The sequence below is a fragment of the Saccharopolyspora halophila genome, from assembly GCF_039531955.1.
GTDB classification, from domain to species: domain Bacteria; phylum Actinomycetota; class Actinomycetes; order Mycobacteriales; family Pseudonocardiaceae; genus Saccharopolyspora; species Saccharopolyspora halophila.
This window is the reverse complement of sequence record NZ_BAAARA010000003.1, coordinates 43,975-64,359: the sequence shown is the minus strand read 5'-3', so window position 1 is coordinate 64,359 and position 20,385 is coordinate 43,975. Positions and strand designations below refer to the sequence as shown.

Genomic DNA, 20,385 nt, shown 5'->3' with positions numbered 1-20,385 from the left:
GCCGGCGGTCTAGTTCCGGGGACACGGCTTTAGCGCTACGCCGATATCCACGACGGGTTCAGCACTCTTGGGGACCACTGTAGTAGCCGACCCCGGTCGCGGTCCGTGCCCGCTGCACCACATTCTTGCCCGCCACCCCGACCAACGGCCCGTTGGCCTGCGAGATTCCTGATCTCGGAACATGTCCGCTGAGCGCGAACACCGGAGCCCCGCCCCGTGATCACCGTGCGTGATCGCGCTGCGAGTTCCGGCGGACCAGTGGCGCTGTTGATGTTGCTCTCGACTTCCGAGGGGCGGCCGTTCCTGGTGAGCCGCCCCGACCGTTCATCCGGCCTTCCGCCCCCCGATCGGAACCACCATCGGGGTACCCGCGACCGGGTCCTCGATCACGCGCGCGCTGAGATCGAAGACCTCGGCGAGGAGCTGCTCGGTGAGCACCTCGCCCGGTTCGCCCGCAGCCACGACCGCGCCGTCCTTCATCGCCACCAGGCGATCGGCGTAGCGGGCGGCGAGGTTGAGGTCGTGCAGGACCATCACGACCGTACGTCCGCTCGCGTCGTGCAGCTGCCCGATCAGCTCCAGCACGTCGACCTGGTGCGAGAGGTCCAGGTAGGTGGTGGGCTCGTCGAGCAGCAGCAGATCGGTGCCCTGCGCCAGCGCCATCGACAGCCAGGCGCGCTGCCGCTGACCGCCGGAGAGCTCGTCGATGGTGCGGTCGGCCAGGTCCGCGATGCCGGTCATGCCCAGCGCCTCGGCCACCGCCGACTCGTCATCGCTGGACCACTGCCGGTACCAGGACTGGTGCGGGTGCCTGCCGCGAGCGACCAGATCGGCCACCGTGAGGCCCTCCGGGGCCTGCGGGGACTGCGGCAGGACGCCCAGCACCCGGGCGACCTCCTTGGTCGACATCTTGTGGATGCGCTTGCCGTCGAGCAGCACCTCGCCGCGCTTGGGCTCGAGCAGTCTGCCCAGGGCGCGCAGCAGGGTGGACTTGCCGCAGCCGTTCGGGCCGATGACCGCGGTGATGGTGCCGCCGACGACCTCGAAGTCCAGGTCGTCGGCGACGACGCGCTCACCGTACGCCAGCCGCAGGTGCTCGGCCTGCAGCCGCCGTGCCGTCACCTGCGTGGTCTGGGTGGACGCGGTCATGTTCGGACCTCCCGGTACCGACGGATGAGCAGGTAGATCAGGTACGGAGCACCCAGGATCGCGGTGACGATGCCGACCGGCAGTTCCAGCGTGCCGAAGGCGACGCGGGAGATGAGGTCGGCGCCGACGACCAGCGCCCCGCCGAGCACGGCCGAGGTCAGCAGCGGCGGTCGCGGGGTCTGCGCCAGCCGCAACGCGATCTGCGGAGTCGCCAGGGCGACGAACTGGATCGGCCCGGCCGCGGCGGTAGCGATCGAGGCCAGCACGACCGAGGCGAGCAGCAGAAGTCCGCGCGCCAGATCCATCCGCACACCGAGCGCGCGCACCGTGTCGTCGTCGAACTGCAGGGCACCCAGCACGTGCGCGCCGACGAGCGCGAGCGGGACGAGCACGCCCAGCGCGATCGCCGTGGGGATCACGTGCTCCCAGCCCCGGGCGTTGAGGCTGCCGGTCAGCCACACCATCGCGCGACCCGCGTCGGTGACGTCACCGACGGTGAGCAGCCAGTAGGTGGCGTTGCCCGCCAGCGCGCTGATCCCGACGCCCACGAGCACCAGGCGGTAGGAGTCCACGCCGCGGTTGTAGGCCAGCAGGTAGACGGCGAGGCCGGTGAAGAGACCGCCCGCCAGGGCCACCATCGGCAGCCCGTAGTCCGCCAGCGCGCCGACCACGCTCCCGGAGGTCCCGCCGAAGACGATGGCTGCGGTGGCCATGGTGCCCGCGCCCCAGGTGATGCCCAGCATGTCCGGGCTCGCGAGCGGGTTGCGGGCCAGCGCCTGCATGATCGCGCCGGACAAGCCCAGGGCGGCGCCCACGAACAACCCGGTCAGCGACCGGGGCATCCGCAGCTCCCAGATGATGATCTGCTGCGCGTGGTCGCCCGCTCCGAACAACGTCGCGAGCACCTCGATCGGGCTGATCGGGTACTCGCCGAGCCCGATGTTGATCACGAACAGCACCAGCAGCGCGATCAGCCCGCCGAGCAGCGCGGCGACCGGCCGGGGGCGCAGCACACCGGAGAACGGGCCGACGCGCAGCGACCTGCGCTCCGCGCTCGGGCGTTGTTGGGTGGTCGTCACAAGCGCACCAACTTCCGGCGTCGGACCAGCGCGATGAAGAACGGCGCGCCGACCAGCGCCAGCATCACCCCGACCTGCACCTCACCCGGTCGGGCGACGAGACGGCCGGCCACGTCCGCCAGCAGCACCAGCGAGGAACCGAGCAGCGCGGCGAAGGGCAACAGCCAGCGGTAGTCGGCGCCGGTGAAGAACCGGGCCACGTGCGGCACCACCAGCCCGACGAAGCCGATCGGCCCGCAGATGGCCACGGTGCCGCCGACCAGCACCGCGATCGCTCCGATGCCCGCCCGGCGCGCCAGCACCACCCGGTGACCGAGGGAGCGGGCGACGTCCTCGCCCAGCGCCAGCGCGTTGAGGCTGGCGGCGTTGGCCAGCGCGATCACGATGCCGACCACCAGGAAGGGCAGGACCTGCGGGATCACCGACGGATCGGTGACCGCGATCGACCCGACCTTCCAGAACCGGTAGGTGTCCATCGTCTGCTGGTCGGTGAGCACCAGCGCCGAGGTGATGGCCTGCAGCAGGTAGCTGATCGCCATGCCCGCCAGGGCCAGGGTCACCGGGGTCGGCCCGCCGCGGCCGATCGAGCCGATGCTGAACACGGCCAGCGCGCCGAGCAGGGCACCGGCGAAGCCGAACCAGATGAAGCCGAACAGGGTGGAGATGCCGAAGGTGTAGACGGCCAGCACCACGCCCAGACCCGCGCCGTGGGTGATGCCGAGGATGCCGGGATCGGCGATCGGGTTGCGGGTGTGCCCCTGCATCAGCGCGCCCGCCAGGCCGAGGGCGATGCCCGCCAGCACGCCGACGATGGTCCGCGGGACCCGCAGCTCTTGGATGATCAGATCGTTCTCGGTGCCGGTGGGGGCCACGAGACCGCTCCACACGTCGGCGAGCGAGATCGTCTTGGCGCCGACCGCGACGCTCAGCGCGGTGCTGACGAGCACCAGCGCGAGCAGCACGAGAAGACCGGTGACGCGGCGGCTGCGGCGTTGCCGGAGGCGCTGGGACCCGGTTTCGAACGCCCGCGATTCGGCCGGGCCGTCCACGGCCACCATGCGCGCCACGTCCCACTCCACTCTGCCGCTCACCCGGACGTAAACAAGGTTAGGACAACCTAAGCCTTACCGACAGAGCGGGGCGGAATGTCTGCGGTCACAGTCGCGCGCGGCGACCCGGACGAACCGGAAGAACGAGTACCGGTGCTCCTCGCCCGGGCCTCTCGCGCGCCCGGAGAACTTCGCACTGCGCCAATTGCGTGGACCGACCAACGTTTCCCGCGCAACGGGTAAACGGTGAAATCGGTTGTCCGAACGCAATGAGAGGCGTTCGCCCCGGCCGATGACCGCGCAAACGCCTCTCTTGCGAAGGCTCTTCAGTTCGCCTGGTGGTACTGCTCGACGATGTCGGCCGGGATGCGACCCCGATCCGACACCTTCAGGCCGCGCTTGCGAGCCCATTCCCGAATGGCCTGGTTCTGCTCTCGATCGGCACTCGTGGAACCGCTCGAAGAACGCCCGGAACCCGAACCCGGCCGCGGACCCGGCTTCTTGCGGCCGCCCGCGCGACGCGCGCTGGACACGTAGTTGGCCATCGCTTCGCGCAACTCGCCAGCATTGTCCGCGGAAAGGTCGATCTGGTAGGACACGCCGTCCAAACCGAACTCAACGGTTTCGTCGGCCTGGCCCCCATCTAGGTCGTCGACAAGGGTGACAGTGACCTTCTGCGCCATCTTCGAAGTCCTCCCCGGAGCAAAATTGTGCATTAGCGGGACAGCGACCACCTCGCCGGGAGCAACGAGAACTCCCTCGCTAGTACGCCAATTGCCGTCACCGACACATTCTGCCGTCAGGTTAGCGCAGCACCTTGGATAATGCACTCATCCAGTCGGGAAAATTCAGCCGCGCCCCTGATCGGGTCATTCCGGACGGACCAAGGGGAACAGGATCGTCTCCCGGATACCGAGACCGGTCAACGCCATCAACAACCGGTCGATACCCATTCCCACACCACCGGAGGGCGGCATTCCGTACTCGAGCGCGCGGAGAAAGTCCTCGTCAACCGGCATTGCCTCGGCGTCGCCCTCGGCCGCGAGACGTGCCTGCTCCTCGAGGCGCTGCCGTTCCACCACCGGGTCGACCAGTTCGGAGTAACCGGTCGCGAGCTCGAAGCCGCGAACGTAGAGATCCCACTTTTCCGCGAGCCCGGGCTTGTCCCGGTGCTGCCGCGTCAGCGGCGAAGTCTCCACCGGGAAGTCGCGCACGAAGGTGGGGGCGGTCAAATGGTCACCGACCAGGTGCTCCCACAGCTCTTCGACGAGCTTTCCGTGCCCCGCGGCCTGGTCGACCTGCAATCCGACCGCATCGGCGTGCTTGCGCAGGGCCTCGACGGAAGTTTCCGGCGTGATTTCGGATTCGAGGGCGTCGGACAACGACTCGTACATCGTCAACGTCGCCCACTCGCCGGAAAGGTCGTACTCGGTTCCGTCGGCCCAGGTGACGACCTGGGAACCGGTGAGCCGCTCCGCCGCTTCCTGGATCAGCGAGCGGGTCAGCGCGGCCATGTCGTTGTAATCGGCGTACGCCTGGTAGAACTCCAGCATCGCGAACTCGGGCGAGTGAGAGGAATCACTTCCCTCGTTGCGGAAGTTCCTGTTGATCTCGAAAACCTTCTCGATCCCGCCGACCACACAACGCTTCAGATACAACTCCGGAGCGATCCGCAGGAACAGCTCCATGTCGAAGGCGTTGGAATGCGTGGTGAACGGACGCGCGGCGGCACCGCCCTGCAGGGTCTGCAGCATCGGGGTTTCCACCTCGATGAATCCGCGGTCCTCGAAGGAATCGCGCAGCGAGCGCTGCACCTTGGCCCGAGTGCGCACCGTCTCGGCGGCCTGCTTGCGCACGATCAGATCGACGTAGCGCTGCCGCACGCGCATTTCCTCGGCGAGGTCCTTGTGCATCACCGGCAGCGGGCGCAGCGACTTGGCGGCCATCCGCCACTCGTCGGCCATCACCGACAGCTCGCCGCGGCGGGAGGTGATCACCTCGCCGTGCACGAACACGTGGTCGCCCAGGTCGACCTCGGCCTTCCAGGAGGTCAGCGATTCCTCGCCGACCTGCTTGAGGCTGAGCATCGCCTGCAGCTCGGTGCCATCGCCCGCGCGCAGCGTGGCGAAGCACAGCTTGCCGGTGTTGCGCAGGAACATCACTCGGCCCGCGATGCCGACCTGCTCGCCGGTGGCGGTGTCGGCCTCGAGGCCCTCGTGGGTGGCGCGGATCTCGGCGAGCTCGTGCGTGATCGGCAGGGTCACCGGGTAGGGATCGACACCGGCGTCGAGCAGGCGCTCCCGCTTCTCCCGCCGGATCCGCATCTGTTCCGGCAGGTCTTCGACGCCGTCAGCGCTGGTTGCCGGGGGATTGGAACGGTCCTGGTCAGTCACGGGACCAAGGGTACGGATCCCCCGAGATCCCCCCACGACCAGGCCGCCCGACCGGGCCCTCCCCCGCCGGCCAACGATTTCCCTCGGATTCGTTGCCCGGAATTACCTGGAAATCGGGGGTGCGTTTTCGAGTGTTTTGCGCGGTTCGCACCGTTCGGGTCAACGAGCACGGGTTGCCGCTCGGCGAGTTGGTGCGAATTCGGACCGGTCAGCGGAAGTTGCGGTCGTAGACCAGCCGCAGACCCAGCAGGGTCAGGTCCGGGACGTGGTCGGTGATGGTCGACGACTCCTGCACCACCAGCGGGGCGAGACCGCCGGTGGCCAGCACGGTCGTGGGACCGCCGTGGGTGGACTCGAGCTCCTCGACGATGTGCCCCACCAGGCCGTCGACCTGGCCCGCGAACCCGTACAGGATGCCCGACTGCAGGCACTCGACCGTGTTCTTGCCGATCACCGAGCGCGGGCGGACCAGCTCGACCTTGCGCAGCTGCGCGGCGCGCGAGGCCAGCGCGTCCAGCGAGATCTCCACGCCGGGAGCGAAGGCCCCGCCCAGGAACTCGCCCTTGGACGAGATGGCGTCGATGTTGGTCGAGGTCCCGAAGTCGACCACGACGCAGTTGGTCGCGTGCAGGTGGTGCGCCGCCAGCGTGTTGATCACCCGGTCGGCGCCGACCTCCTTCGGGTTGTCGACCAGCAGCGGGACACCCGTGCGCACGCCCGGCTCGACGACCACCTGCGGGATGTCGGTCCAGTAGCGACCGAGCATCACGCGCAGCTCCCGCAGCAGCGCGGGCACCGTGGACAGCGCGGCGATGCCGGTGACCTGGTCGACGTACTCGCCGAGCAGGCCGCGCATGGTCAGCGCCATCTCGTCGGCGGTCATGCGCGGCTCGGTGCGCATCCGCCAGTCCCGGACCAGCGTCGCGGCGACGTCCGGCGGATCCGCGACGTCGGCGTAGAGACCGAGCACGATGTTGGTGTTTCCGACGTCGATGGCCAGCAGCACCGCGTGGTGTCCTTCCGGGTCAGCTGTGGGCGGCCGAGGTGAGCAGGCCGGACCCGGCCGGAGCGCGGCCCGGGTCGGTACCCAGCTCGACCGCCTTGTTGTCGGCGTCCACGAAGATCACGTTCGGCCGGTAGGTGCGGGCCTCGGCGTCGTCCATCACGCCATAGGCGATCAGGATGACGATGTCACCGGGCTCGATCAGGTGCGCGGCGGCACCGTTGATCCCGATCACGCCGGAGCCGCGCTCGCCGGTGATCACGTAGGTCTCCAGCCGGGCGCCGTTGGTGACGTCGACGATCGCCACCTGCTCACCCTCGAGCAGGTCGGCGGCCTCCATCAGGTCGGCGTCGACGGTCACCGAACCCACGTAGTGCAGGTCGGCCTGGGTGACCGTGGCCCGGTGGATCTTGGACTTGAGCATGGTGCGGAACATGGCGGTCCTCCCTTGCGGGCGAGCGGTTCACTCGCCCAACAGCACCTTGGCGTTGTCGATCAGCCGGGTGGTGCCGACCTTGGCCGCCACCAGCAGGCGTGCCTCGCCCTCCTCGGGGGCGGGGCCCAACTCGGGGTCGCGCAGCTCGAGGTAGTCGAGCTCCACCGCGGGTTCGGTGGCCAGCACCTCGCGCGCCGCGTCGAGCACGGCCCGCGGCCCGTGCTTGCCCGCGTGCGCGCCCGCGGTCAGCGCGGCGGACAGGGCCAGCGCGCTGCCGCGCTGCTCCTCGGACAGGTAGGCGTTGCGCGAGGACAGCGCCAGGCCGTCGGCCTCCCGGATCGTCGGGATCCCCTGGATGTCGGCGTCCAGGTTGAACTCGCGCGCCATCTTCCGGATCAGGGTGAGCTGCTGGTAGTCCTTCTCGCCGAAGAACGCCAGGTTCGGGCGCACGATGTTGAGCAGCTTGAGCACCACGGTGAGCATCCCGTCGAAGTGCCCCTTGCGGCTGGCTCCCTCCAGCTCCTCACCGAGCGGGCCCGCCTGCACCGACAGCTGCCGCCCCGGCGGGTACATGTCCTCCACCCCGGGCGCGAAGACGATGCTCACGCCCGCTTCCCGGCAGGCCTCGACGTCGGCCTCGAAGGCGCGCGGGTAGCGGTCGTAGTCCTCGTTCGGCCCGAACTGCAGCGGGTTGACGAAGATCGACACCACGATCACGGCGTTGACGTCGCGGGCGCGGCGGATCATCTCCAGGTGACCGCGGTGCAGCGCACCCATGGTGGGAACCAGGTGGACCGTGCGGCCGGTGGCCTGCAGCGCGCGGGTGACCCTGGCCAGCTCGGCCGGGTCGTTGTGGACGGTCAGCTCGCCACGCCGGAAACCCGGGTTGTCGGCTGCGCTCATGGTGGCTCCATCGTCTCGGTTCATGACGGCTCCTCGTCGAGAGCCGCTGCTACGTCCTCGGCGCCATCGGCGCGCAGCAGACCGCTGCGGGTGGCGCGGTCGGCGGTGCGGCGCGCCAGCTCGCGGTAGCCGTCGACCACGGCCGGATCGGTTTCGGCCAGCACCCGCAGGTGGGTGCGCACGGTATCCGCGTCGCCGCGCATCACGGGCCCGGTGATGGCCCGGTCGCCGAACCGCAGCGCGTTGTCCAGGGAAGCCGACAGCAGCGGCGCCATCACCCGGTCCGGCACCTCCACACCGGCCTCGCGCAACAGCGCGGAGCACTCGTTGACCAGCGTGATCAGGTGATTGGCGCCGTGCGTCAGCGCGGCGTGGTACAGCTGCCGGGACTCCTCCGGAACCTGCACGGGCTCCATGCCCAGCTCGAGGGCCAGCGCCTCACCGACGTGCCAGCCCGCCTCGTTCGCGCCCGCGGTGACCGCCATGCAGGCGTTGGTCAGGCGCTCGACGTCCTCCGCGCGACCGGTGAAGGTCATCGCGGGGTGCATGGCAACCGTGAGCACGCCGAGCTCGGCGGCGGGCGCCAGCACGGCAGAACCGTGCGCACCCGAGGTGTGCAGCAGCATCTGCCCCGCGCGCAGCGATTCGGTGTTGACCAGCCCGCGGACCAGGCCCGCGAGGGCGTCGTCGGGGACCGCCAGCAGCACCAGGTCGGCCTGCCTGGCGACCTCGTCGGGCGGCATCACGGCCGCGTCCGGGAGCAGTTCCTCGGCTCGCCGCTGCGAGGCCTCCGACACCGCGGATGCCGCGATGACCTCGTGCCCCGCGCGTCGCAGAGCCGCGCCCAGCACGGCGCCGACCCGGCCGGCGGAGATCACTCCGACGCGCAACCGAGGGCCCGTGCGACCAGCAGGCATCGCCACGTCGTCCTCCCATACCGTTCCAGTCCCGAATTCCCGGGTACCGGACAGCAGCCGCGAGAGTAGCCCGCCACCACCGCCCCGCGGCATCCCAGGTGGCGAGAACCACGCTCGGCGAGCGCGGTGTCACACTTCCGCGCAAGTCAGTCCCGCGATCGCGGCTGCTGCGGGCGTTGCTGCGGCGGCCGCGACGACTCCGAGGGCTGCCCGCCGCGCTTCGGCTTCGGGACGGCTTGCGTCAGCTCGCCCACCTTGATCTTGGCGGTCTGGATCGCCTCCTGCCTGCCCGCGGCGGAGCGGCGAGCATGCTTGAGGTCCTCGATCAGCTTCTCCCGCCGCGCCCGCCGGGCTGCGCTGGTCGTGCGCCCCTCCTCGGCCCGGTGCTGCAGGAACGCGAGCTCGGTGACCGCGATCTGGTAGTCGCGCACCGACTTCGCGGCCTGGCTGCCGGACTTGTTCCGGACCTTGCGTCGCCAGCCCTGCCGACCGGCGAGACTGGCCAGCATCTGCATCTCGCTGCGCGCGACCAGCCCGGCCCGCTCCAGCTTGGGCAGCTGCTCGACGACGATGCGCTGCTCGCGCTTGCGCTGCCAGTAGATGAGCGCGAACGTCCCGAGGAACACCGGCACCATGATCAGGAAGTACATGTTGATGAACTCGGTGCCGCCGAGGAAGGTGGCGCTGTTCCACACCGCGTGCAGCAGCACCGCGCCGAGGTAGCCGCCGAGCAGGTAGCCGGCCTGGATCGCGCGAGTGCGCGCGCGGGAGGCGGCCAGCCCGACCGCGAGACCGAACATCGCGGTGAACAGCGGGTGCGAGAACGGCGCGAGGACCCCGCGCAGCACGAACACCATCAGCCACGGACCGCCGAGACCACCGTCGGCGAACGCCTTTCCGAAGTACAGGATGTTCTCGGTGAACGCGAAGCCAGCCGCGGTCAGCGCGGCGTAGACGACGCCGTCGACCAGGCCGTTGAACTCCGTGCGCCGACGCCACCAGAGCGCGAACACGAACAGCGCCTTGGCCGCCTCCTCCACGATCGGCCCCATGACCACGGCGAGGAAGAACGTGTTGTCGGCGCCGAACAGCGCGTTGGACACCGAGATCGAGGTGTTGTTCAGCAGCAGCGAGCACGCCGTGGCCCCGCCCGCGCCCCACAGGAACGCGCCGAGCATCAGCATCGGCGGTTCGGGTTCCCAGCGGTCCATCCACACGATCGCGGCCACCACGATGCCGACCGGCAGCAGCGCGATGATCGCACCGAACAGCCCCGCGTTGGTGCCCACTCGGGAGGTGGCGACGCCGAACATCACCAGCCCGACCATGGCCAGCAGGATCAGACCGGCGATCGGCCAACCGACGGCGTGGTGCTTGCGGCTCTGCAACCGCCGCGCGCGGGAGACGTCCCCACCCGGCTCCGGAAGATCATGAAGCGACACGCCCCAGAGCCTATTGGTCGTCCTCCGGGCACGCCCCAAGCGCCACGTCTTCGATCGAGCGGAAGCGGTGTCGCCGCGGCTCCCGGAAACCGGGGTTCAGCCGCGCTCCCCGCACGTGGCGGGGATCAGGAGTGACGGCGGCGCTTGCGCTGCGTCGCGTTGCCGCTGGTGCCGTAAGCGGCGAGCAGATCGTTGACCGAGGTCCCCGCAGCATGAGCCCCGGAGTCCTCCTCGACCGGCTCCGGCTTGGGCGGCTCGGCCCTGCGCGCTGGGCGTTCCGGGCGGGCCGGTGTCGGGCGGGTCGGTGACGCCTGCTGCTTCACCCGCGGCCGCTGACGGGTGGGGGGATCCTCCAGCGGGACCTGGCCGGAGATCTGCGAGATCACCTCGGTCTGCTGGGTCGCGTCCGTCTTCGCCGCGCGCGCCGCCTGAGCTACCGGCTCCGCCTCGGGCGCCGTCGGCTGGGCGGCGGGGGAATTCGGTTTCGCCGGGCGCACATCGGGTTTCACCGGGGACGGCTTCGGCTTCGCGGTGATCGGGCGGCCCGGCGGCTGCGGCGCGGGGGTCTGCTGCGTGCCGGCCTGCTGCTCGACGCCCTGGGGAGGCGCAGCCTGCTGCTGGGTCGGCTGCGGCGCGGAGGTCCGCTGCGTCGCTTGCTGCACCGATACCTGCTGCGTCGATTGCTGCGCGCCCGGTGGCTGCGCGGAGGACTGCCGATTCTGGAGCTGCTGCGCGATGTTCGGCCTCGCGGCCGACTGCAGGTTCGGGGCCTGCTGGACGATCGATCCCTCGCCCTGCTCGCCCAGCGAGCGCACCCGGGTGGACTCGGCGCGCAGCGCGACCCGCTCGAACAGCACGTCACCGCCGACCACCTGCTCCAGCGTCGAGCGCAACCTGGCCAACTCGTCCTGCAGCGAGCGGATTTCGGCGGCCGATTCCTCGCGGGCCTGCCGACGGGCCTCCGCCTGGGCCTGCGCCTCGAACTCGCGCCGAGCGGCGACCTCTCGCTGCAGCTCGAGCTCGTAGATGCGCTGCCGGTCGGCCGCAGCCCGCTCGCCCTCGTTGACCCGGTCGCGCAGCCGGGACACCGCGAACGCACCGATCAGCGCGGACCACAGCGCCGCGACCAGACCGAGGCGCAGCAGCCTCGCGTCATCGCTGAGGACCAGAACCACGGTCGCTGCGGCTGCGAGCACGAGCGCACCGCCCCACAGGGCGGTCGATCGCCCCCAGGTGGATTCGGTTTCGGCGTTGCCCGGGTCCGACATGCCGCCACAGTACCGGTCGGTTATCGGTTCGAGACCTCAAGGTAGCCCGAACCGCATCCACATTGGTCGCGGCGATGGATGCTTCAGGACTCCGAACGGAGCAGTGCCGGCGAAATCACTCCGCGTCGTCCGGCTCGTCCGGGTCATCCGGGTTGCGCAGCACGTACTCCAGCCACAATCCCGCACCGACCAGCGCGGCGGCGCTGACCAGGCCGATGATCGCGGTGACGGTGTCCTGGCGGGCGGCTGCGACCACCTCGAGCATCGGCACCAGGTAGCCGAGCAGGCCCAGCCAGCAGCCGGCCATGATCGCGCCCGCCAGCGAGGACGCCTTCGCCAGCGCCACGGCCCGCGCGGCGGTCAGCGACTCGACGGGCTCGGTACCGGGCTTGCGCAACACGCGAGGGCGCAGCACGAGTGCCAGGACGACTTCGACCACCGCGATGAGGAGCAGCGTCGCCCCGGCGAAGACGGGAAGCGTCGGAAGCTCGCTGTAGCCGACACGGGCCAGCAGGTAGACCACGACGACGCCGACCAATCCGGCGGCGACCAGTTGTCCCGGCTGGGTGAAGCTCATCTGCTCAGTACGTCGCGGTGCCACAGCACAAGCATCCCACGCGGGCGTTCAGCGCAGGTCGAGGTCACCGCGAAAGCGCACGCCCGCGAGATCCGCAGCGGGCAGCGCGCCGAGCAGCTCGGCGATCCTGCCGTGCCCGGGCAGTTCGGCGGCGGGGTCGACGGCCAGCCACGGGATCAGCACCGTCGCCCGCGACGGCGTGCCCGGGTGCGGCAGCAACAGCTCCGGATCGTCGCTGGTCACGCTGTCCACGGCGACCACGTCGACGTCGAGGGTGCGCGGGCCCCAGCGCTGCTCCCGGAGACGTTCGGCCTCCTGCTCCAGCTGCTGCCCGCGGCGAAGCCAGCCCCAGGCGTCCACGCCGTCGTCCTCGGCGATCAGCACGGCGTTCAGGAAATCGGGCTGATCGGTGACTCCCCAGGGCGTCGTCTCGTACACGGGCGACACGGCCACCACAGCATCCCCGAGCCCCTCCGCGGCGAGCCGCAGGTATCCGAGCCGATCCCCCAGATTCGACCCGACGGAAAGAACGGCCCTACTCACAACGCCCTCCCGAGTGGTTCGCAGTTTTGCCTAAAACTGTCCGGACATTTCGGACGCCGAGGCCTGACAGTTCTAGGCAAAACTGTCACCGGCTACGCCGGGACGACCTGGCCGCGACCGCCTCTTCTGGAGCGGCGGATGGTGACCGCCACGTCCGCGAACTCGTGCGAGATCGGGGCGTCCGGCTTGTGGATGGTGACTTCCGCGGCGCTCACCGGTTGCTCGTTCATGATCGCGTCGGCGATCTCGGCGGCCACCGCCTCGATGAGGTCGCGCGACGGGCCCGCGACGATGTCGGCGGCCTGCTGGGCCAGCTCGCCGTAGTGCACGGTCTTGGTGAGGTCATCGCCCGCCGCCGCCTCGCCCAGATCGAGCCAGAGGGTGATGTCGACGAGGAAGTCCTGACCTTCCCGCTTCTCGTACTCGTAGACGCCGTGGTTGCCCCGGACACGGAGCCCGCTCAGCGCGATCCGGTCAGCCAATCGATGCTCCTCCGTCGCGCCAAGCCGCGGTGACCGCCACCGCGTCCAGCGAACCCCGCACGTCGTGCACCCGCACGCCCCACGCGCCGCGGTCGGCCGACAGCGCCGAGACCACCGCGGTCGCGGTCTCCCGGCCATCCGCCGGGCGCGGCGTGCCGCCCTCGGCGAGCAACCCGCCGAGGAACCGCTTGCGGGACGCGCCGACCAGAACCGGGAAGCCCAGGTCGACGAACACGTCCAGGCGGTGCAGCAGCTGCCAATCGTGCTGCGCCGTCTTGGCGAAGCCCAGGCCCGGGTCGAGCACGATCGCGTCCTCGGAGACCCCGGCCTTGACCGCCTGATCGATCTGGCGCAGCAGCTCCTCGCGCACCTCGCCGACCACGTCGTCGTAGACGGCGAGGCTGTTCATCTCGCGGCTGTGCCCGCGCCAGTGCATCAGCACCCACGGCAGTCCGGCCTCGGCCAGCACCGGAGCCATCTCGGGATCGGCCAGGCCGCCGGAGACGTCGTTGATCAGCGAGGCCCCCGCGGCCGCGGTCACCGAGGCGACCTCGGCCCGCGTGGTGTCCACGCTGACCGGCACGCCCTCGGCCACCAGCTCCCGAACCACCGGCAGCACCCGGTCGAGCTCGGTCGCCGAGTCGACCCGCTCCGAACCGGGCCGGGTCGACTCGCCACCGACGTCGATGATGTCGGCGCCCATCCGGCGCATCTCGACACCGTGCTCGATCGCGGCCGCCTGGTCGAGGTACCGCCCGCCATCGGAGAACGAGTTCGGCGTCACGTTGAGGATGCCCATGACCGCGCAGCGCGCGGGTGCGGGCAGTGCTGCGTGCATCAACGACCCCTGATCAAGGACAACGCTTCCGACCGCGACGACGCCGAGCTGCGGAAGATCCCCCGCACGGCCGAGGTAGTGGTCGTCGAACCGGCCTTGCGCACCCCGCGCATGCCCATGCACAGGTGCTCGGCGTCGACCACCACGATCACCCCGCGCGGCTCCAGCCTGCGCACCAGGGCGTCGGCGACCTGCGAGGTCAGCCGCTCCTGGACCTGCGGCCGCTTGGCGTAGAGGTCGACCAGCCGGGCCAGCTTGGACAGCCCGGTCACCCGGCCCTGCTCGTTCGGGATGTAGCCGATGTGGGCGTACCCGTGGAACGGCAGCAGGTGGTGCTCGCACTGCGAGTACACCGGAATATCGCGGACCAGGACGAGTTCCTCGTGCGCCTCGTCGAAGGTCTTGGACAGCACCTCGTCCGGGTCGGTGTACAGGCCCGCGAACAACTCGCGGTAGGCCCTGGCCACCCGCGACGGCGTGTCCTTCAGGCCGTCGCGCTCGGGGTCCTCACCGGCCGCGAGCAGCAGCTCGCGGATGGCGGCCTCGGCGCGGGCCTGGTCGAAATTCGGTGCTTGGAAAGAACCGTCGGGACGGGAGCCATCTCCCGCCCCGATCGGCTCGTCGACCGCGTTGGTCACTCTTGGTCCTCCACTGGCTTTCAGCGCCCGAACGGGCGCCGTGCCCGCCAGCTGTCAGCGGCCGCTGCCGCTGTTGTTGTCCTGGGAGTCGCCGCCCTCGGGCCGCGACTGCTCAGGCTGGGATTCACCCTGCTCCGGTTGCTGCCGCTCCCAAGAAGGCGTCCAGTTGTACTGCTGCTGGCTGCCTGCCTGGTAGTTCGAACCGGACGGATTGGTCGCCGGGGTCCACCCGGGCGGCGCACCGTAGTTCGGAGGCACCGCCGAGGGGGCCTGCTGGCCGGACTGCGGCTGCTGGATCTGCACGGTGCCCTGGTTGACCCCGGCTCCAGCGGGCTGCTGGTCCTGCTGCTGCGGCTCCTGCTGCGCGTCCTCCTGCGGCTGGGTGCCGTTCTGCACCGGTGCCGGAGCCGGCGTCGGGTCCTCCTTGACCGGAGGCCACGGCTCGCCGCGCTCCTTGGCCAGTTCACCAGGCGTCTTCACCGGCGGCTTGTCCGACGGGACGCGGTCGCCGAAGTCGTTGAACGCGGTGATCCGCGGCCGCTTCTCCACCCGGTCGAAGATCCGCTCCAGGTCCTTGCGGTTGAGCGTCTCCTTCTCGATGACCTCGAGCACCAGCTCGTCGAGGACGTCGCGGTAGGTGTTGAGCACCTCCCACGCCTCGGTGTGCGCGGCCTCGATGAGGCGCCGCACCTCCTCGTCGATCTCGTGCGCGACCTCGAGCGAGTAGTTCGCCTGCTGGCCGGCGGTGCGGCCCAGGAAGGGGTCGCCCTCCTCCTTGCCGTACTTCACCGCGCCGAGCCGGGCCGTCATGCCGTACTCGGTGACCATCGCGCGGGCGATCTTGGTCGCCTGCTCGATGTCGCTGGAGGCGCCCGTGGTCGGCTCGTGGAAGACCAGCTCCTCGGCGGAGCGGCCACCCAGCGCGAACACCAGCCGGCCGATCATCTCCGAGCGGGTCATCATGTCCTTGTCGTCCTCGGGGACGACGAGCGCGTGACCACCGGTGCGGCCGCGCGGCAAGATCGTGAGCTTGTAGACCGGCTCCAGGTCGGGCATGGCCCACGCCGCCAGCGCGTGCCCGCCCTCGTGATAAGCGGTGATCTTCTTGTCCCGCTCCGAGACGATCTTGCTCTTGCGGCGCGGACCACCGACCACGCGGTCGACCGCTTCCTCCAGCGCGGCACCGGTGATCAGCTGACCACCCTCGCGCGCCGTGAGCAGCGCGGCCTCGTTGACCACGTTCTCCAGGTCCGCACCCGACATGCCGACCGTGCGCTTGGCCAGGCCCTCCATGTCGACGTCCTGACCGACGGGCTTGCCCTTGGAGTGCACGCCCAGGATCGCGCGGCGACCGCGCAGGTCCGGCGCGGACACGGGGATCTGCCGGTCGAAGCGACCCGGGCGAAGCAGCGCCGGGTCCAGGATGTCCGGGCGGTTGGTGGCCGCGATCAGGATGATGCCACCGCGCGAGTCGAAGCCGTCCATCTCGACCAGCAGCTGGTTGAGGGTCTGCTCGCGCTCGTCGTGACCACCGCCGAGGCCCGCGCCCCGCTGGCGGCCGACCGCGTCGATCTCGTCGACGAAGACGATGCACGGCGCGTTCTGCTTGGCCTGCTCGAACAGGTCGCGAACGCGGGAGGCGCCGACACCGACGAACATCTCGACAAAGTCCGAACCGGAGATCGAGTAGAACGGCACGCCCGCCTCGCCCGCGACCGCGCGGGCCAGCAGCGTCTTACCGGTGCCGGGCGGGCCGTAGAGCAGCACGCCCTTCGGGATCTTGGCGCCGAGGGCCTGGTACCGGCCCGGGCCCTCCAGGAAGTCCTTGATCTCGTGCAGTTCCTCGACGGCCTCGTCGGCACCCGCGACGTCGCCGAACAACGTCTTGGGCATGTCCTTGGTCAACTGCTTGGCCTTGGACTTGCCGAAGTTGAGTACCTTGTTGCCGCCGCCCTGGACGTTGTTCATCATCCACATCAGCAGCAGCACGAGCAGGCCGATGGGGATCAGGTAGAACAGCATCTGCACCCAGACGGAGTCCTGGGTGACCTTGGTGTTCCAGTTCGAGATCTGCGCGTCCCGGATCTCGTTGACCAGCTGATCGGTGGCCCCGGCCGGGTACTGCGCGATGAGTTGGTTGCTGCCCTGGAAGCTCTGTCCGTCGTCGAGGGTCAGCCGGACCCGCTGCTCCTTGTCCTCGATGGTCGCTTCCTTGACCTTGCCCTGGGCGATCTGTTCCAGGGCCTGCGAGGTGGAGACGTCGTGGTAGGCACGAGTCTCGTCGAAGAGCACGCTGAACGCGTAGATCAACAGAAACGCTGTCAGGATCCACAGCAGCGGGTTGCGGAGCAGGCGCTTTCGGTCCATTCACTTGCGGCCGACGGGCGGCCTCGACCCTCCCTGACTGTCACTTTGGGTGACGGTTCTTGCGGGTGGATACCCACCGTCAACCCCTTCAGACCAGCGTACCGGCCGACGCGCGGGCACGACCATGCCGCGCCCGGCACAGGCGTCCAGCCTACTCGGACCATCCCACCCCGAGTGGGCGGGACGCCCGAACCGGACATCTCATCCGCCTCAGCAGCGACCGCCCGCACCGTCGGTGATGGTGTCGAGCTTCATGCCCCGGAGGTGTACACCTTCGGATCCAGGCTTCCGATGTACGGCAGATCACGGTAACGCTCCGCGTAGTCGAGACCGTAACCGACCACGAACTCGTTCGGGATGTCGAAGCCCACGTAGCGCACCGGCACGTCCACCTGCACGGCGTCCGGCTTGCGCAGCAACGTGCACACCTCCAGCGACGCGGGATTGCGGGCCTGCAGGTTCTTCAACAACCAGGACAGCGTCAGACCGGAGTCGATGATGTCCTCGAGGATCAGCACGTGCTTGCCCGCGATATCGCGATCCAGGTCCTTGAGAATGCGCACGACACCCGACGACGAGGTCGAGGAGCCGTAGGAGCTGACCGCCATGAACTCCAGCTGCGCGGGCTGCGGCAGGGCCCGCGCGAAGTCGGTCATGAACATCACCGCGCCCTTGAGCACGCCCACCAGCAGCAGATCGCCGCTGTTCGGGTAGTCCTCCTCGACCTGCTTTGCCAGCTCGGTGACCTTGTCCTTGATCTGCTGCTCGCTGATGAGCACAGAAGCGATATCGCCGTCGTACACGGCCCGGCTTCCCCTCTTGTCGGATCGACTTCTTCCCCAAGCTGGAGACCCGCCCCGGACGCGATGGTTCGGTGCCCCGTCAGCCGTTCGGCGGCTTGCGGCCCGCCGTCTCCACGTGAAGCCTGCCATGCGCCCGGCGGAGCACAAAGTCACCGGGCAGGGCGGGACCTCCCTGCCCGCGCCAGTTCGCCACAAGCGCATCGGCCTCCCGCAGATGCGCGTCGGTGAGCTCGCCGACGCCTTCCGACCGCAGCCAATCGCGCAGCACGCGACGCCGCACCGCGGCCGGAACTTCCTGCAATGCCACGGGATCCAGGCCTTCCGGGGCCCGGACGCGACGCAGCACCTCGGCCCCGATCACGTCCAGCGCGTCGGTGTCGTCCTGGAGCTGCCGGGCGGTCCGAGCGAGGGCTTCGGCGACCCCGTCCTGGAGCACTTCCTCCAGGAGCGGCAGAACTTCTGTGCGCAACCGCACACGGGTGAACTTCGGGTCAACGTTGTGCGGATCGCTCCACGGGACGAGTCCTTGCGCCCGGCAAGCCGCTTCGGTGGTCTCGCGTTGCACGCTCAGCAACGGCCGCACCCACGGCGGGTCGACCGGTCGCATCCCGGCGAGGGAGCGCGCGCCCGATCCCCTGCCGAGGCCGAGCAGCACCGTCTCGGCCTGATCGTCGAGGGTGTGCCCGAGCAGGACCGGCGAGCCCGCGGGCCGCTCCGCGCGCAGCGCCGCGTAGCGCGCCCGGCGCGCGGCGGCCTCCAGCCCGCCGGGTCCGTCGACCTCGACGGTCAGCACCTGGGCCGGGCAGCCGATCTCCGCGAGCTGCTCGACAGCCCGCGCGGCGACCTCGTTCGAGCCCACCTGCAAGCCGTGATCGACCACGAGCGCCTGCACCGCGACGTCGGAGCCCCGCCCCACGTGCACGGCGGCCGCCGCGAGCGCCAGCGAGTCGGCCCCGCCGGAGCAGGCGACCACCAGCGGCTCGCCCCGGTACTGCCGCGCCTCCCCGGACTCCAGAACCCGGCGCAACGCGGTCCGGGTGGCACTCACTGCGGGATCGGGCGGCATCCTCCCATTGTCGCCCGTCCGCCTCCTGCGCCTGCCAGGGCACAGTTCTGCCTAAAACTGTGACCCTCCGGAGCCCGAAATGTCCGGACAGTTTCAGAATGCGGCGGAGCCGCATGCGGTGCGGGACTCAGCTCGCGCCGCGGCGGGTTCTCAGACGCCGTCGGGCGAGGACAGCCGCGACGCCGCGTAGGCCGCTACTCAAGGAGCGGATCCCGCAGCCCGGCGGCGTCTGAGGTTCCGCTCCCGGCACCGCCACGCAAACCCCAAACTGAAATGTCTCCTTAGGCAGAACTGTCAATCAGCCGTGGACCCGGGTGATCCAGGTTTCCGGGTCGGTGATCTCCGGCCTGGTCGGGAGGTTCTCCGGGCGGGCCCAGACCGCGTTGAAGTCCGCCATTCCGACGCGGTCGATGACGTGGCGGGTGAAAGCGGCGCCCTGGGCGTACTGCTGGATCTTGGCGTCCACGCCGAGCAGGCTGCGCAGGATCCGATCCAGCAGGCCACCGCCGTTGCGGCGGTCGGTGAACCGCGAGCGGATGGTCGCCACGTTGGGCACGACCTGCGGCCCGACCGCGTCCATCACGTGGTCGGCGTGGCCCTCCAGCAGCGTGGAGATCGCGATCAGGTGATCGAACGCCGCCCGCTGCTCCGGCGTCTGCAGCAGCTCCAGCACGCCGAGCACACCCGGGCTGGAGTCCGCGCTGTTCGAGCGCGACCGGGCCTCGCGCAGCACGTGCGGCAGCTTGGTGAGCAGTTCTCCGGTACCGCCCTCCAGCTGCGTGAAGAGGCGCCCGAGGCTCTCGGCGAAGTGCTCGCGCAGCCAGGGGACGGCGTTGAACTGCAGCCGGTGGGTCGACTCGTGCAGGCAAACCCACATCAGGAAGTCGTCGACGGGCACGCCCAGCGCGCGCTGAGCGGCCACGATGTTCGGCGCGACCAGCAGCAACCGGCCGCGCTGGCCGGGCGTGCGGGACTGCCCGTAGGGATCGAACTGGCCGAGCACCTTGCCACCGAGGTAGGCCAGCACCACGCCGGCCTGCACGCCCCCGCTGCGGGCGCTGAGCTGTCCCAACAGGTCGTCGCCGTGCAGCCCCTCCGAGTCGGCCGCGGACATCGCCGCGCCGGTGAGCTCGGAAAGGCCGAACGCGGCGCCGCGCACCCAGGCCGGGCGATCCACCACATCGCCCTCGGCGATGGGCAGGTCACGGCCGAGACCGGTGGTCTCCCGGACGTGCGATTCGGCCTCGACGCTGAACCGCCGCAGCGACCGGACGGCGTGCTCGGCTTCCTCCCGCGGCACCTCCGGCCCCGGGCGCATCAGTCGCACGGCCGTCCCGACGGCGACGTTCCAGTCCAGCGCTCGCGGCCCGGCCTCCCCCGCAGGGGACGGCGAAAGGGTGGGTGTCCCGGCGTTCACGCCACCGACGGTACC

General features: G+C 70.1%; 20 protein-coding genes. All 20 read right to left on the bottom strand.

Translation table 11 applies throughout. The features are described 5' to 3' along the window. Positions 1–324: 324 nt before the first annotated feature. The 20 genes from ABD289_RS05580 to ABD289_RS05485 all read right to left on the bottom strand — a co-directional run bounded on the left by ABD289_RS05580 (position 325) and on the right by ABD289_RS05485 (position 20,370). Positions 325–1,149, bottom strand: a complete 825-nt coding sequence (locus ABD289_RS05580) for an ABC transporter ATP-binding protein (protein WP_344127279.1) — start codon at positions 1,147–1,149, stop codon at positions 325–327. After that, positions 1,146–2,228, bottom strand: a complete 1,083-nt coding sequence (locus ABD289_RS05575) for a FecCD family ABC transporter permease (RefSeq protein ID WP_344127277.1) — start codon at positions 2,226–2,228, stop codon at positions 1,146–1,148. The genes ABD289_RS05580 and ABD289_RS05575 overlap by 4 nt, the downstream gene beginning before the upstream one ends. After that, complete coding sequence (locus ABD289_RS05570) at positions 2,225–3,286, bottom strand: FecCD family ABC transporter permease (RefSeq protein ID WP_344128067.1); 1,062 nt, start codon at positions 3,284–3,286, stop codon at positions 2,225–2,227. Before ABD289_RS05570 ends, ABD289_RS05575 begins: the two co-directional genes overlap by 4 nt. A 317-nt stretch (positions 3,287–3,603) precedes the next feature. Next, complete coding sequence (locus ABD289_RS05565; protein WP_344127275.1) at positions 3,604–3,960, bottom strand: histone-like nucleoid-structuring protein Lsr2; 357 nt, start codon at positions 3,958–3,960, stop codon at positions 3,604–3,606. Positions 3,961–4,146: 186 nt separating this feature from the next. Next, positions 4,147–5,601: a lysine--tRNA ligase gene (gene lysS, locus ABD289_RS05560; protein ID WP_344128065.1), complete on the bottom strand. Its 1,455-nt coding sequence runs from the start codon at positions 5,599–5,601 to the stop codon at positions 4,147–4,149. 277 nt (positions 5,602–5,878) lie between these two features. Then, on the bottom strand, positions 5,879–6,676 hold the full coding sequence (locus ABD289_RS05555; protein WP_344127273.1) for a type III pantothenate kinase: 798 nt from the start codon (positions 6,674–6,676) through the stop codon (positions 5,879–5,881). Positions 6,677–6,695: 19 nt separating this feature from the next. Further along, positions 6,696–7,109 (bottom strand): aspartate 1-decarboxylase, encoded by a 414-nt coding sequence (gene panD / locus ABD289_RS05550; protein ID WP_344127271.1) that lies wholly within the window; start codon positions 7,107–7,109, stop codon positions 6,696–6,698. A 27-nt stretch (positions 7,110–7,136) separates the two neighbouring features. Continuing rightward, on the bottom strand, positions 7,137–8,012 hold the full coding sequence (gene panC / locus ABD289_RS05545; protein WP_344128063.1) for a pantoate--beta-alanine ligase: 876 nt from the start codon (positions 8,010–8,012) through the stop codon (positions 7,137–7,139). A 20-nt stretch (positions 8,013–8,032) separates the two neighbouring features. After that, a complete protein-coding gene (locus ABD289_RS05540; RefSeq protein WP_344128060.1) occupies positions 8,033–8,929 on the bottom strand; it encodes a Rossmann-like and DUF2520 domain-containing protein in 897 nt (298 codons plus the stop codon). Between the two features lie 146 nt (positions 8,930–9,075). Next, the gene (locus tag ABD289_RS05535) at positions 9,076–10,371 is read right to left on the bottom strand and encodes a PrsW family intramembrane metalloprotease (RefSeq protein ID WP_344127269.1); all 1,296 of its coding nucleotides are present in this window, start codon (positions 10,369–10,371) and stop codon (positions 9,076–9,078) included. A 125-nt stretch (positions 10,372–10,496) separates the two neighbouring features. Next, positions 10,497–11,639, bottom strand: a complete 1,143-nt coding sequence (locus ABD289_RS05530) for a DUF6779 domain-containing protein (protein ID WP_344127267.1) — start codon at positions 11,637–11,639, stop codon at positions 10,497–10,499. Between the two features lie 115 nt (positions 11,640–11,754). Next, positions 11,755–12,240: a DUF3180 domain-containing protein gene (locus tag ABD289_RS05525; protein WP_425564574.1), complete on the bottom strand. Its 486-nt coding sequence runs from the start codon at positions 12,238–12,240 to the stop codon at positions 11,755–11,757. 24 nt (positions 12,241–12,264) lie between these two features. After that, positions 12,265–12,759 carry a 2-amino-4-hydroxy-6-hydroxymethyldihydropteridine diphosphokinase gene (gene folK / locus ABD289_RS05520; RefSeq protein ID WP_344127264.1) on the bottom strand — a complete coding sequence of 165 codons (495 nt, stop codon included), beginning with the start codon at positions 12,757–12,759 and terminating at the stop codon, positions 12,265–12,267. Positions 12,760–12,851: 92 nt separating this feature from the next. After that, a complete protein-coding gene (gene folB, locus ABD289_RS05515; protein WP_344127262.1) occupies positions 12,852–13,241 on the bottom strand; it encodes a dihydroneopterin aldolase in 390 nt (129 codons plus the stop codon). Continuing rightward, positions 13,234–14,079, bottom strand: coding sequence for a dihydropteroate synthase (gene folP / locus ABD289_RS05510; protein ID WP_344127260.1), 846 nt, complete (start codon positions 14,077–14,079; stop codon positions 13,234–13,236). Before folP ends, folB begins: the two co-directional genes overlap by 8 nt. Then, entirely contained in the window at positions 14,079–14,693 is a 615-nt protein-coding gene (folE, locus tag ABD289_RS05505) for a GTP cyclohydrolase I FolE (RefSeq protein WP_344128055.1), read from the bottom strand. Before folE ends, folP begins: the two co-directional genes overlap by 1 nt. Before the next feature lie 78 nt (positions 14,694–14,771). After that, positions 14,772–17,084, bottom strand: a complete 2,313-nt coding sequence (gene ftsH, locus ABD289_RS05500) for an ATP-dependent zinc metalloprotease FtsH (RefSeq protein ID WP_344127258.1) — start codon at positions 17,082–17,084, stop codon at positions 14,772–14,774. Positions 17,085–17,335: 251 nt separating this feature from the next. After that, positions 17,336–17,887 (bottom strand): hypoxanthine phosphoribosyltransferase, encoded by a 552-nt coding sequence (hpt, locus tag ABD289_RS05495; RefSeq protein WP_344127256.1) that lies wholly within the window; start codon positions 17,885–17,887, stop codon positions 17,336–17,338. A gap of 79 nt (positions 17,888–17,966) precedes the next feature. Next, a complete protein-coding gene (tilS, locus tag ABD289_RS05490) occupies positions 17,967–18,953 on the bottom strand; it encodes a tRNA lysidine(34) synthetase TilS (RefSeq protein ID WP_344127254.1) in 987 nt (328 codons plus the stop codon). Positions 18,954–19,251: 298 nt separating this feature from the next. Beyond that, positions 19,252–20,370 (bottom strand): zinc-dependent metalloprotease, encoded by a 1,119-nt coding sequence (locus ABD289_RS05485; protein ID WP_344127252.1) that lies wholly within the window; start codon positions 20,368–20,370, stop codon positions 19,252–19,254. Between the last annotated feature and the right edge of the window lie 15 nt (positions 20,371–20,385).